Here is a 12,820-nt window from a genome sequence, read left to right as displayed (position 1 = left end):
CCAACATGGGGTATCGGCGTTTCAGACATATGGGCTTAGAGCAGGTCAAGATGGACTTCGCCTTTCTAGCTATGGCCTTTAATCTGAAGAAACTATGTGCTAAGGTTGCTCGAAAGGCGAAAAACACTCCCAAAAGACCTATATCAACCCTCAATCTCGGCCTCATGCGCTTCCACCTCCTCGAAAAACACAAAAATATCCCTCAAAGGCTAAAACCGGTGGCTTAACCAACCCCAAACCAAAACTAAAAGGAGCTGCGCCAAAATTCATTTTGACACAGCCCCTAGTTGCTGATCGATTTCTATTCTTTGCCTGACGGATTTTTATCCAAGTTAACTTGGATTTTTTTTCTTTGCCTGAAGAATTTTTAACCATCATGCAGAGAATTTTCGAGTATTTCTATTAAAAGTGTTTGCTCAATTTAAGTTAAAAGTGTAATTTTGCACCGCTTCCCAACCGAAAGTCATTTTAATATCTTCGGAGAAGAAAGCAATGGTCCTATAGCTCAGTTGGTTAGAGCACCTGACTCATAATCAGGGAGTCCTTGGTTCAAGCCCAAGTGGGACCACAAACAGATAAATACAATTCGAATAGAATGGTATTTATAAAGGCGGGATGTAGCACAGTTGGTAGCGCGCCACGTTCGGGACGTGGAGGTCGGAAGTTCGAGTCTTCTCATCCCGACCAAATCAATTAAAGCCGATAGTTCTTTACTATCGGTTTTTTTATTTGATTGTGTTTGTTTCTCGGGGTTAATGATTGTTGAGTAAACTTTTATCTCATTCGTTCGTTGTATATTTGTAGAACTGACAGAATTATATTAGCAAGTTATAATACAGGCAAATGAAGAACATTGGATTTCAAGGTTATGCCTTACTGCTGGTAGTCTTTTTTATGTCATTTTTCGGATGTAAAAACGCCAAAAACGACCATAAAATGAGATTACTCTCTTTTGATACATTATACACCTATAATAATATAGATGTTTATACCCATCCTGATGCTCCTCAAATGAAAGTGACAGTGGAGTACATATTCCCCAATAATGATGAGGAAATACTGAATACTTTCAATGAGAAAATGTTCGGAGCCAAAGGTGTTGTTGGCAACGCCGGAACGGCTTTGAACAATTATGTGGCTTTTTTAGAGTCTTATTACCGGAATAATGCAGATTCTACGGAGGCCGTTCATTTACCTGAGGACTTGTTAGCCAAAACGTTTCATTTGTGTAATGAAATCGCTTATCAGGATACGATGTTCGTATCGGGCCGGATAGATAAGATCCTGTATGAGGGAGGGATACACCCATCCAATGAAATAACCTTGTTTACAATAGACCGGCATACGGGAAAGACACTGAACGAAAGGGACTTATTTGTCAATGGTTATCAAGAATCGCTATCCAAATTACTGGTAACGGCTTTACAGGAAAAGTACGGGAAAGAGAATCCGGAGGATTTGGAACCTGAAGGTTTTTTTAATACCGAAGAAATTTCTTCGAACGGGAATTTTATGTTGGACGACAAGGGCATTCTTTATTGTTTTAATGAATACGAGATAGCCACTTATGCTCTTGGAGCTATTTTTATACGGATAGATTATGCGACTTTGTCGCCCATATTATCTCCTGACTCTCCTGCCCATTTCTATTTTCGATAGCTGCATTATGACTCTGATAGAAAAATATTTCCCCAACTTGGATGATTTGCAAAAGCAACGCTTTGCGCAGCTTCAGGATTTGTATACGCTTTGGAACAGTCGCATCAATGTAATCAGTCGCAAGGATATCGATGAGTTGGAGTGTCATCACGTTTTGCATTCATTGGGCATTACCCGTATGATCAACTTCAAGCCCGGGACTTCAATTCTTGATTTTGGTACGGGAGGCGGTTTCCCGGGTATTCCTTTGGCCATCCTTTTTCCGGGATGCCGGTTTACTCTGGTAGACAGTACGGGTAAGAAGGTAAGAGTGGCAGGGGAAGTGGCGTCGGAACTTGGTTTGACCAATGTGGAAACCGTCCATGCCAGAGGAGAGGAAATAAAATCCAAATATGAGTTTGTGGTCAGCCGTGCAGTAACCAATTTGCCGGATCTGGTAAAGTTCGTAAAACATCTTATAGCCAAAGAGAGTAAAAATGCTTTGCCCAATGGTCTTGTCTGTCTGAAAGGCGGTGATGTGCAAGCGGAAATCAGAACATTTAGAAAGAGTGTGATTGTAGAGGATTTGTATCCGGTTTTTGAAGAAGAATTCTTTAAAACGAAAAAAGTGATTTATCTGCCCCTATAGTTATGATACGAGTAAAGAAGTTTGTTTTTAACAGTGTAGCTGAGAATACCTATGTGGTTTATAATGATGAAAAAGATGCCGTTATCATCGATTGCGGCTGTATGGACGATCACGAACAAAAACTGTTAAAAACCTTTATTGAAGATAATCATTTGTGTCCGCATGCTTTGTTGAATACTCATTTGCATTTCGACCATACCTGGGGGGCTGCCTATGTATTGCAACAATGGCCTCAGATCCAGGCTTATGCACATCGTTATGAAGTGGAGTTAATGCCTTTGCCTTCGCGTCAATTGGCGATGTTCGGTATTTCAGACCGATTTTCCGATATATCGACAGACCGGTTGCATTATGTGGAAGATCAGGATGAAATCAGCTTCGGTAAACTGAAATTTCAAGTGAGATATGTACCCGGACATTCTCCCGGCCATGTGGCTTTTTACTGTAGTGAAGCAGGCATCGTATTTTCCGGGGATGTATTGTTCAGGCAGGATATCGGGCGGGCTGACCTGTGGGGTGGAAATCTGGATACTCTGTTGGAGAGTATACGCAACCAACTCTTTACTCTCCCGGACAATACGATTGTTTATAGCGGGCATGGACCGGAAACCACCATACAATATGAAAAACAATTTAACCCTTACTTAATCTAATAATATTCAATGGATACAAACAACTTCGCTTTTCGCCACATAGGTATTGGCGAGAAAGACATTCCTTCGATGCTCGAAGCCATTCAGGTTCAATCTTTGGATGAACTGATAGAGAAAACTATTCCCGGAAATATCCGGTTGAAATCATTATTGGACCTGCCGGCTCCCATGACGGAACGAGAGTTGGGAGAACATATAGCAGATCTGGCTTCTAAAAATGAAGTCTTTACCTCTTATATCGGACGGGGTTGGTACGACACTGTGGTTCCTCCCGTAGTTCAACGAAATATTCTTGAAAACCCCGTATGGTATACCTCTTATACCCCTTATCAGGCCGAGGTCTCTCAAGGCCGTCTGGAAGCTCTTTTTAATTTCCAGACTGTTATTTCAGATCTTACCGGCCTTCCGTTGAGCAACTGTTCTCTGCTGGACGAAGCTACGGCCGGCGCCGAAGCTGTGTTGCTCTTACAAAACGAACGTTCCCGTCCCAAGGCAAAAGCCGGAGCAAACAAAGTTCTGGTAGATAAAAATATATTCGATTCGACCATTGACGTTATACGTACGCGTGCTTTGCCACAGGGTATAGAAGTTGTGGTGGACGATTATACGAACTTTGAGTTTGCAGAAGATGTATTCGGCGTAATTCTCCAATATCCCAATGCCCGGGGTGAGGTGATCGACTATTCCGCTCTTGTGTCAAAAGCGCACGAAGCCGATGTCAAAGTGGCTGTTGCTGCCGATTTGATGAGCCTGGTTATGCTTACGCCTCCGGGTGAATGGGGAGCCGATGTGGTATTCGGTACGGCACAACGTTTCGGTACTCCCATGTATTTCGGCGGACCTTCAGCCGGCTATATGAGTTGTCGCATGGAGTACAAGCGTACGATACCCGGACGTATTATCGGTTTATCCAAAGATCGCAACGGACGTCCTGCTTATCGTCTGGCTCTGCAAACGCGTGAGCAGCATATTAAGCGCGAGCGCGCTACTTCGAATATCTGTACGGCGCAAGCTCTTCTTGCTACGATGAGTGGCTTCTATGCAGCTTATCACGGTCCGGAGGGGCTGAAACAAATAGCTCGTCGCATACATTCCCTTGCTTCAGTTGCAGCCGAAGAGTTGAAGAAGTTAGGCTTGAAGATCCGATATGCCAATTTCTTCGATACACTGTTTGTCGAACTTCCTGAAGGAGTTTCTCAAGCAGATATCCGCCAGATTGCCGAAGATTGCCGTGTAAATTTCTATTACACGCCTTGCGGCAATGTGATGATGAGTATCGACGAAACGACTCTGTCTGGCGACATTGGTGTCATTCTGTATATTTTTGCTTCGGCTTTGGGTAAGGAAAGCACTTTTAATGGCGGTATCGATGAAACGGTTGTGGGTGTAGATAAACAATTCCTGCGCAAATCCGGCTTCCTGACCAATGATGTATTCAATAGATATCATACGGAAACGGAGATGATGCGTTACATGAAGCGTTTGGAGCGCAAGGATATTTCATTGACACATTCCATGATTTCTCTGGGCAGTTGTACCATGAAACTGAATGCTGCATCGGAGGTTATTCCTCTCAGCAATCCGGCATTCTGTAATATACACCCTTATGCACCGAAAGATCAGGTAGAGGGAACGATGGAAATGCTGGAGAACCTGATGAAATATTTGGGTGTAATTACCGGTCTGCCTGCTGTTTCTTTGCAGCCCAATTCGGGTGCAGCGGGAGAATATGCCGGTTTGAGAACAATTCGTGCTTACCATGATGCCAGGGGTAATTCTGAACGCACCAAAGTTATTCTTCCTGCTTCTGCACACGGAACAAACCCTGCAAGTGCTGCACAGTGCGGATATGAGCCGGTTATTGTAAAGAGCGATGAAAACGGTAATGTAGACATCAATGACTTTATGTCCAAGACCGAGGAGTATAAGAATCAAATTGCTGCCATGATGATCACTTACCCCAGCACACATGGTATCTTTGAGACTAATATTCTGGATCTCTGCAAGCGTATACACGAGTGCGGCGGGCTCGTATACATGGATGGCGCCAATATGAATGCTCAGGTCGGATTGACCAATCCGGGCTTTATCGGTGCTGATGTTTGTCACCTTAACCTGCATAAAACATTTGCTATTCCCCATGGTGGAGGAGGCCCCGGTTCCGGTCCTATCTGCGCCACCGAAGAATTGGCTCCGTATATGCCTACTCACAGGAATTGGGAGGGAGAATTGCCCGACGATCATAATGTGGTGGCAGCCTCTCCATACGGAAGTGCCGGTGTGGATGTTGTGAGCTATGCATATATTCGTTTACTGGGAGCTGAGGGACTTATGCAAGCCACTAAAATTGCTATTCTCAATGCCAATTATATGATGTCTAAGTTCAAGGACACTTATGGTATTGTTTATACCGGAGCAACCGGCCGGGTAGGTCATGAGTTGATTTTGGATTGTCGTTATCTCAAGGACCGGTCAGGTATCGATGAAAATGATATTTCCAAACGGCTTATGGACTACGGATATCATGCTCCCACTCTCAGTTTCCCTGTTCATGGCACTCTGATGATCGAACCGACGGAAAGCGAAAGCAAAGAAGAGTTGGATCGTTTCTGTGATGTGATGCTTAAGATTTGGGATGAAATTCAGGAAGTGAAAGAAGGGAAGGCAGACAAAGAGGATAATGTATTGAAGAATGCACCTCACCCGCAGTATGAGGTGGCTGCCGATGAATGGAGTCACAGTTATCCGCGCAGCAAGGCTGCTTTCCCCATGGAATTCCTGAACGATAATAAATTCTGGATTAATGTGGCACGTGTGGATAATGGTTACGGCGATAGAAATCTTGTACCTACTTATACCTGCTGCACGATAACACCTTCTGAGAACTAATACGATGAAAGCAGATTTTCTTTCTGCTTTCAATTGGTATCCGATAAAATACCTGCTTCTGTTGTTATGTTTGGCGACAACAAGGTAAAAATTAAGGGCTGATTCCATGTCTTGGAGTCAGCTCTTGTTTTTCCAAAATGACACTTGAAGATCTTTCAATACCAATGCCGGTATTTAATAAGAAGCATGGCTATGCCGACAAGAGATAGAATCAAAACATTACGTCCCGTCATGGCCAGTACACGATTCAATGCACGCCCCTCATAGCGAACCAAATCTTTATACACGGGAAGAAAAAACAACGTTACATATAGCATAACCAGCAGCAACGAAGGCATATTGAACAGTGGATAGAAAAGAATAACGGAGAGCATGCCGCACATCATATACAGTTTCGGGGCAAAATCCTTTCCAAATTTGACAATCACCGTTCTTTTGCCTGTTTTGATATCTTCTTCGTAATCGCGATAATTATTGACAACCAAAATATTGACACTGGCAAAGCCCATGGCAAAAGCCATCTTCCAGAGTGTACCGTCTGGCAACACCTCTGTTACTGCATAAAAAGTAAAGAGCATGGGCACGAGACCATAGAAGATCAGAACAGCTACATCCCCCAGACCATTGGAAGAGAGAGGAAACGGGCCGCCCGAATAGGCGAATACGCCCAAAGCTACCGCGAGCCCCACAAAAAGAAGAGTCCAATGAGTATTAAAGACTAACCATAAACCGGAAAGCAACATGGCAGTCAGCCAAAAGTACAAGCCGTATTTTACCTCCGCCACAGAAACAGAACCGTTCGATAGAGGACGTTCAAATCCTTTTCTTTCGGAGGTGTCATATCCCTTTTTATAGTCTATCAGATCATTGGCATAGTTGCTGCATATTTGTGCCGAGAGGGCAACCGCAGCACACAGCACGGCATTGAGGATGCTGAAACGGGGATAAAACAAAAAAGAATACACCAATGTCAATAAAACAGGGGCAACAGAGGCCGGCAGTGTGTGTACCCGCATCAACCTCCATTGCACCTGTAGTTTTTTCTTTATCACAATACTAAAAAGAGTGTTATTGTTTGGAAGAGGCAAAAAGGTGGTTGCTCAGTGAAATAAGAGCATTGCGCTTATCACTCTGACGAACCAGCACGGAGAGGTTATAATCGCTTGCTCCGTATGAAATCATGCGCACCGGAATATCTCGCAATGCTTCCAATACCTGAGTTTCAAAACCCACATTCTCCCACTCCATATCACCCACAACGCAGATAATGGTCATGTGTTCTTCGACACTGACTTCGCCCAATTTGCGCAAATCGGCCAAAAGTTCGGGCAGCTCGTCCCATATCTCCACGCAAACCGATACGCCGACTTCACTGCTGGTGATCATGTCGATGGAAATCTGGTAGTGTTCGAATACCTGCAGCAGCCTGCGCATAAAAACCCAGGAAACGAGCATGTGACTGCTTTTCACCTTTATCATGGTCAAACCGTCTTTTGCTGCCACAGCTTTGATCTGGTCTTTATCCGTATCATTGGAAATCAGAGTGCCGGGTTTATCCGGCTCCATAGTATTCAAGAGTCTTACGGGGATATTGTTTTTCTTGGCCGGTTGAATACAGGTCGGATGCAGGATTTTAGCACCAAAATAAGCAAGTTCGGCAGCTTCCTCGAAGTGCAGACGGCGAACAGGTACTGTTTCCTCTACTACGCGGGGATCATTGTTGTGCATGCCGTCGATATCGGTCCATATCTGTATTTCCTCGGCTTTCAAAGCCGCCCCTATCAGGGAAGCGGTGTAGTCGCTGCCTCCCCGTTGCAGATTGTCTATATCTCCGTATGCATTTTTACAGATATATCCTTCGGTAACAAAAAGCTGCACATCCTGTGGGGAGCGTTGCATAAGTCTGCGCAAGTGCAATTCGATATATATTTCGTCAGGTTCGGCCTTTTTATCCGTACGCATATAATCGAGGGCCGGCAACCAGCAGGCTTTGTGCCCCAAATCCTCCAAATGTTGCAGCATCATGGCCACACTCATCAACTCGCCTTGCGCCAGTACTCTCTTTTCGTCGAACAGGGTAAAGTTGGAAACCTTGCACATATCTTCGAGAAAAAAGAATGTTTGATCCAATTTCTTCCAAACAGCGTGGAAACTCTCGGCTTTAGGAAAAAGTTTTTTGGTCTCCATCAAATATTTTTCCTTCAGCTCTTCGATCAAATCTTTTGCCACAATGCTATCTCTTTGCACTAATTCGGCAGCAATATCCACCAACTGGTTGGTGGTGCCCGCCATTGCAGACAAAACGATAACTTTAGGTTCGGATGTTGCAGTAATCAACTTGGCAACATGATTAATCCGTTCGGCAGAGGCGACTGAAGTGCCGCCAAACTTCATTATTTTCAATTTCTGATATACCTTTAATATGTTTAACAGAGTTTGCTTTTCTCTATTGTTTTATTTATAAACTCAAAGAAAGAGGGCTAAATGTTGTTTGTTTCAATTGAAACTCCGTCTTCTCTCTCTTGAGATGCCGAAGCAACCGACAGTTCGGGTTTGTTTGCCCCGATATATAATTCGGCAGCCGGCAACTCTCTGATGATGCGTTCGTTGTGGGTAGCCATGAGTACGGCGGTTTTACCTTTGGAAGCTATCTTTTGAAGAATACGTGTAATACCGAGACCTGTTTCCACATCCAAATTGCCGGTCGGTTCGTCTGCCAAAATCAACTTCGGCTCACTGAGCAGGGCACGTGCGATGGCTATGCGCTGCTGCTCTCCACCCGATAATTCATGCGGATACTTATATCCCTTAAGTTCCATACCCACTTCCTGCAAAACTCCGGTTATACGTTCCTTGCGTATTTGTTTATTCTTAACACCGGTGGCACGCAATACAAAATCAAGGTTTTCTATGGCTGTTTTATTTTCCAAAAGCCTGAAATCCTGAAATACGATGCCCAACTGACGACGTAAACGAGGTAAAGAACTGCGTTTCAGCTTAAGAAGATCAAAACCTAAAACATTGGCAGCGCCTTGCTTTTCAATAGGAGTTTCGGCATAAACAGACTTTAGTAGAGTGCTTTTACCGGAACCTACGGGGCCCACGATATAAATAAAGTCTCCGGCCCTGACGGTCAAATCAAGATGTTCAAAAATCTTATTCTCATAATGAGAAACACTGACGTCTTCAAAACGAAGAACAACATTCTTTTCTGCCATTCACACGATCTGGTTTAATTTTTCATAAGGTGAAAATGCACCTTTAAGATAAAAACATTATTTTCACCAACACAAATGTACAAATTCTTAACGCAACTCCTGTTTCATCAAGTTGTTACAACCCAAAAAGGACCGGATGAACATGGTGATTGTAACGAATCGAACAATAGATTATATATTCGAGATTATGGTATTACTGATAATAGACCCGCAAATCGACTTTATTTCCGGCAGTCTGGCTGTTGCCGACGGAATGAGAGCCATGGACTGGCTTACAACTTATATAGAACAGCACATCCCGGATATAGAACACATCGTAATCACTATGGATCAGCATCCCATGGATCATTGCAGCTTCAAGCCGTTCGGAGGTATGTGGCCTCCTCACTGCATACGTTATTCTCCGGGAGCATCCATATATCCTCCGCTTTTTTCGATGCTTATGAAAGTCCAAGATAAAGTAAAGAGTGTTCTTTTCATCGAAAAAGCAACTTCTTCGGAAAAAGATGCTTACAGCGCTTTCGAGAGTTCCGTGCCTGAAGTACTGAGTGAAGCCGATAGGATTATGGTCGGAGGAATAGCCGGTGATTTTTGTGTTAAAGCATCTGTCGAGGATCTGGCCAGACACGGGTTGAGTGACAGGCTCTTCCTCTTAAATGAAGCTATTGCATACATCAATCCTCCTCATTGAATAAGCATAGAAATAAGATAAGAAACCACGGTAAAGTTTCTTGAAAATTAGGAGTTGGCTTCTATGAAATTGTATGTTGTAAAAAAGAAATCTCAAAAAATCTTTAAGAAGACTTGCAGATTAAGATAAAACACTTATCTTTGCACCGCAATCAAGAAAGAGATTGCTTTAAGGCGAATCGCTAGCTCAGCAGGTAGAGCACATCCCTTTTAAGGATGGGGTCCTGGGTTCGAGCCCCAGGCGGTTCACAGAAAAAGGGGTGTTTTTGACATCCCTTTTTTGTTTTTAATCTTTGGCAAATACCTCCTTAAATACCTGTTAAATACCTGCAATTTCGTTAGACAGCCTTTCCAAGTATGGTAAGAAATGAAAAAATATAGTTACTTTTGACTGCAAGAACTCTTTCTGGAGATTGATGAAACATTAAAAGAAATGAAAAGAATCAATGTTTCACAGAGATTTCGGAGAGAGAGTTAAGTAAACAAAACAGCGAAAGTTTTTTGTAAAAACATTAACATTAAAAAACAAAAAAGAAATGAAATTGTTAAAATTATTCTTGGCGGGAGCCATCGTAGTTTGTTTCACTAATTGTACAAACAGCAAAAAGCAAAACACGGCTGACACACAACAAGAAACAGAAATAAAAACAGAAACAGCCGTTGAAACTGCAAAGCCCGGTTACCTCGGAATCTATGAAGGAACTCTTCCCTGTGCAGATTGTGAAGGTATCAAGACTACCCTGACAATAAACGAAGACACCACTTATACTCTAATCAGCGAGTACCTCGGCAAAAAGGATAACAATGTTTTTGAAACAAACGGAGTTTATAACATTATTAACGAGAATGTCATAGAGTTGGTTACTCCTTCATCCGGAGAGAAAACATATTATAAAATTCTCGACAATTCTTCCATAGCATTATGTGATGACAAGGGAACTCTCAATGAAGGAGAATTGGCAGCTCATTATATCCTGAAAAGAAAATAAACGATTTTTATTATCGTTGATATACTTATGCGAAAACAGGAGCTTAAATTTTAAGCTCCCGTTTTCGTTTTTATTTGTCATATAGATTTTCAAGTTAACAGTAACGGATAGATAAAGTAACAGATGCCGGTTAAATTTCTGAAACTTTATTTCCTGAGCAATACAGAAACCATACGACATTTAACCGTTTCCATACCATTGGCAATCACATTCAGATTCATTACCACTTTTTTCGGAGTAACCTCTACGACTTCAGCGAGTAATTCGAGTTCGCATCCCATGGGGGTGGGGCGTAAAAAATCGATATTCAGCGAAGCGGTAACGTACCTGAAAGGGTCAGTGCTCTGTAAGGGCACTTTGAAAAATTTACACCCTGCGGCGTAAGCCGTACCATTGCCGTGACAGTCGAGCACGGCAGCAATCAGCCCTCCATACACGAATCCCGGATAACCGCCGGTATATTTTCCATCGGGAACAAAGCAAGCCTTTGCGATTTGCCTTTCTTCATCCGACCAGTAACTTTTGATATGTAATCCATCGTGATTGGAATAACCACAACCGAAGCAATGGCTGTTTGCCTTGCTGTAATACTCCTGAAAACTTAATTGACCCTCTTTCATGATATTTTACTTTTGCAGATTTCAAATATACATAGATAGTTCAGAACATCAAGATGCCTCACCTTCCGGGAATTACAAATTCAGATAAGATTAGTATCTTCGGAATAGAATATTTACAGTCATGAAGAAAGGTAAAATCATTGTTGTCGATGACAATCAATCCATACGCACGGCACTGAAACTGCTCCTGTCTATGGAATATGAGCAAGTGGAGCTGCTTCCTTCTCCTGCCAACCTGCTTTCCACCATAGATTCTTTTTCTCCGGATATAATCTTACTGGATATGAATTTCAGGCAGGGCATCAATGACGGTAATGAAGGCCTTTTTTGGCTCGGACGCATCAAAGAGCATACTCCGGCTTTGCCCGTGGTACTTTTTACGGCTTATGCCGATATCGACCTCGCCGTAGAAGCACTGAAACGAGGGGCTACCGATTTCATCGTAAAGCCATGGGATAACAGGAAGCTGTTGAATGTACTGAGATCGGCTATTACACTGAATACGGCGAAAAGCAATAAACGGATAAATAATAAAGAAAACCCGGATACCGCCCAAGAAATTTTCTGGGGTGAAAGCAATGCCATTACGCAAACGAAAGCTATTGCCAACAAGGTGGCGCCTTCGGAAGCCAATGTTTTGATTACGGGTGAAAACGGAACGGGTAAAGAAATTCTCGCACGATATATACACAATCTCTCAGGCCGAAACAAAGAAAAAATGGTTACGGTAGATATGGGTTCAATCAGTGAAACACTGTTTGAGAGCGAACTTTTCGGCCATGTCAAAGGAGCCTTTACAGATGCCCGAACCGACCGGAAAGGGAAATTTGAAGAAGCACAAAACAGCACGCTTTTTTTGGATGAAATTGCCAACCTGTCCATGCCGATGCAGGCCAAATTGCTCTCTGCCCTGCAAAGTCGAACGATTATGCGTGTCGGCAGCAATACTCCCATTCCTATCGACATCAGACTTATCTGCGCTACCAATGCCAATATGTATGAAGCAATTCGCAGAGGGGAGTTTCGCGAAGATTTGTATTACCGGATAAACACGATACAAATAGAGATGCCGCCCCTTCGGGAGCGAGCGGACGACATTGCACCGATGGCGGAGTTTTTCCTCAAGAAGTATTCGCAGCGATACAACCGGTCTGATCTTTCTTTCGATACGGAGGCTATTAGAACTTTAGAAAACTACTCATGGCCGGGCAACGTGAGAGAATTGCAGCACTGTATAGAAAAGGCCGTTATTCTGAGTTCCGGAGCTCTTATCGAACCGGAAGATTTAATGCTTGAGCCGCAGAAGGAGATACCGGTTAGAGAAGAAAATCTTTCAGGCTCATTGGAAGATATGGAGCGGCGAATGATCGAATCGGCAATGAGAAGACATGAAGGCAATATGTCTCAGGTGGCAAATGAACTCGGTATCTCACGCCCCACACTGTACAGCAAACTGAAAAAACATGGGCTCTAA

General features: G+C 43.2%; 12 protein-coding genes and 3 tRNA genes. 11 read left to right on the top strand and 4 right to left on the bottom strand.

Features of this window, described 5'->3' with window-relative positions:
* The 7 genes from A3GI_RS11420 to gcvP all read left to right on the top strand — a co-directional run.
* On the top strand, positions 1–227 hold a 227-nt coding region (locus A3GI_RS11420), incomplete at its 5' end, for a transposase (protein ID WP_018360473.1).
* A gap of 267 nt (positions 228–494) precedes the next feature.
* Positions 495–568, top strand: a tRNA-Ile gene (locus tag A3GI_RS0105510).
* Between the two features lie 43 nt (positions 569–611).
* Positions 612–687 (top strand) — tRNA-Pro (locus A3GI_RS0105505).
* A 249-nt stretch (positions 688–936) separates the two neighbouring features.
* On the top strand, positions 937–1,659 hold the full coding sequence (locus tag A3GI_RS0105500; RefSeq protein WP_162151391.1) for an RsiV family protein: 723 nt from the start codon (positions 937–939) through the stop codon (positions 1,657–1,659).
* A gap of 7 nt (positions 1,660–1,666) precedes the next feature.
* Positions 1,667–2,287: a 16S rRNA (guanine(527)-N(7))-methyltransferase RsmG gene (gene rsmG, locus A3GI_RS0105495; protein ID WP_018360471.1), complete on the top strand. Its 621-nt coding sequence runs from the start codon at positions 1,667–1,669 to the stop codon at positions 2,285–2,287.
* A 2-nt stretch (positions 2,288–2,289) separates the two neighbouring features.
* Positions 2,290–2,940, top strand: coding sequence for an MBL fold metallo-hydrolase (locus tag A3GI_RS0105490; RefSeq protein ID WP_018360470.1), 651 nt, complete (start codon positions 2,290–2,292; stop codon positions 2,938–2,940).
* 9 nt (positions 2,941–2,949) lie between these two features.
* Positions 2,950–5,829, top strand: a complete 2,880-nt coding sequence (gene gcvP, locus A3GI_RS0105485; protein ID WP_018360469.1) for an aminomethyl-transferring glycine dehydrogenase — start codon at positions 2,950–2,952, stop codon at positions 5,827–5,829.
* Positions 5,830–5,984: 155 nt separating this feature from the next.
* On the opposite strand, the gene menA is transcribed toward gcvP, so the two are convergent.
* The 3 genes from menA to A3GI_RS0105470 all read right to left on the bottom strand — a co-directional run bounded on the left by menA (position 5,985) and on the right by A3GI_RS0105470 (position 9,047).
* Positions 5,985–6,881 carry a 1,4-dihydroxy-2-naphthoate octaprenyltransferase gene (menA, locus tag A3GI_RS0105480; protein WP_238320032.1) on the bottom strand — a complete coding sequence of 299 codons (897 nt, stop codon included), beginning with the start codon at positions 6,879–6,881 and terminating at the stop codon, positions 5,985–5,987.
* 16 nt (positions 6,882–6,897) lie between these two features.
* On the bottom strand, positions 6,898–8,232 hold the full coding sequence (locus A3GI_RS0105475) for an aspartate kinase (protein ID WP_025079653.1): 1,335 nt from the start codon (positions 8,230–8,232) through the stop codon (positions 6,898–6,900).
* Between the two features lie 77 nt (positions 8,233–8,309).
* Positions 8,310–9,047, bottom strand: a complete 738-nt coding sequence (locus tag A3GI_RS0105470; RefSeq protein ID WP_018360466.1) for a cell division ATP-binding protein FtsE — start codon at positions 9,045–9,047, stop codon at positions 8,310–8,312.
* Between the two features lie 136 nt (positions 9,048–9,183).
* On the opposite strand from A3GI_RS0105470, the gene A3GI_RS0105465 reads away from it, so the two are divergent.
* The 3 genes from A3GI_RS0105465 (at position 9,184) to A3GI_RS0105455 (ending at position 10,726) form a co-directional block, all read left to right on the top strand.
* Positions 9,184–9,738, top strand: a complete 555-nt coding sequence (locus A3GI_RS0105465) for an isochorismatase family protein (protein WP_018360465.1) — start codon at positions 9,184–9,186, stop codon at positions 9,736–9,738.
* 175 nt (positions 9,739–9,913) lie between these two features.
* Positions 9,914–9,986 (top strand) — tRNA-Lys (locus A3GI_RS0105460).
* A gap of 287 nt (positions 9,987–10,273) precedes the next feature.
* Positions 10,274–10,726 (top strand): copper resistance protein NlpE, encoded by a 453-nt coding sequence (locus A3GI_RS0105455; RefSeq protein ID WP_018360464.1) that lies wholly within the window; start codon positions 10,274–10,276, stop codon positions 10,724–10,726.
* Positions 10,727–10,872: 146 nt separating this feature from the next.
* On the opposite strand, the gene A3GI_RS0105450 is transcribed toward A3GI_RS0105455, so the two are convergent.
* Positions 10,873–11,346: a PaaI family thioesterase gene (locus tag A3GI_RS0105450; protein ID WP_018360463.1), complete on the bottom strand. Its 474-nt coding sequence runs from the start codon at positions 11,344–11,346 to the stop codon at positions 10,873–10,875.
* Between the two features lie 121 nt (positions 11,347–11,467).
* Here A3GI_RS0105450 and A3GI_RS0105445 point away from each other — a divergent pair, with 121 nt between their 5' ends.
* The gene (locus A3GI_RS0105445; protein ID WP_018360462.1) at positions 11,468–12,820 is read left to right on the top strand and encodes a sigma-54-dependent transcriptional regulator; all 1,353 of its coding nucleotides are present in this window, start codon (positions 11,468–11,470) and stop codon (positions 12,818–12,820) included.

Origin of the sequence: Porphyromonas macacae DSM 20710 = JCM 13914, from assembly GCF_000379945.1 — a bacterium.
GTDB classification, from domain to species: domain Bacteria; phylum Bacteroidota; class Bacteroidia; order Bacteroidales; family Porphyromonadaceae; genus Porphyromonas; species Porphyromonas macacae.
Note: the sequence above shows the minus strand (reverse complement) of the source record. Positions and strands in the feature narration are given on the sequence as shown.

Excerpts from the sequence above, each read along its gene's own strand:
- A3GI_RS0105500 (WP_162151391.1), top strand. The coding sequence starts at position 937 with ATGAGATTACTCTCTTTTGATACATTATACACCTATAATAATATAGAT.
- A3GI_RS0105470 (WP_018360466.1), bottom strand. The coding sequence starts at position 9,047 with ATGGCAGAAAAGAATGTTGTTCTTCGTTTTGAAGACGTCAGTGTTTCT.
- A3GI_RS0105450 (WP_018360463.1), bottom strand. The coding sequence starts at position 11,346 with ATGAAAGAGGGTCAATTAAGTTTTCAGGAGTATTACAGCAAGGCAAAC.
- gcvP (WP_018360469.1), top strand. The coding sequence starts at position 2,950 with ATGGATACAAACAACTTCGCTTTTCGCCACATAGGTATTGGCGAGAAA.
- A3GI_RS0105455 (WP_018360464.1), top strand. The coding sequence starts at position 10,274 with ATGAAATTGTTAAAATTATTCTTGGCGGGAGCCATCGTAGTTTGTTTC.
- A3GI_RS0105445 (WP_018360462.1), top strand. The coding sequence starts at position 11,468 with ATGAAGAAAGGTAAAATCATTGTTGTCGATGACAATCAATCCATACGC.
- rsmG (WP_018360471.1), top strand. The coding sequence starts at position 1,667 with ATGACTCTGATAGAAAAATATTTCCCCAACTTGGATGATTTGCAAAAG.
- A3GI_RS0105490 (WP_018360470.1), top strand. The coding sequence starts at position 2,290 with ATGATACGAGTAAAGAAGTTTGTTTTTAACAGTGTAGCTGAGAATACC.
- A3GI_RS0105465 (WP_018360465.1), top strand. The coding sequence starts at position 9,184 with ATGAACATGGTGATTGTAACGAATCGAACAATAGATTATATATTCGAG.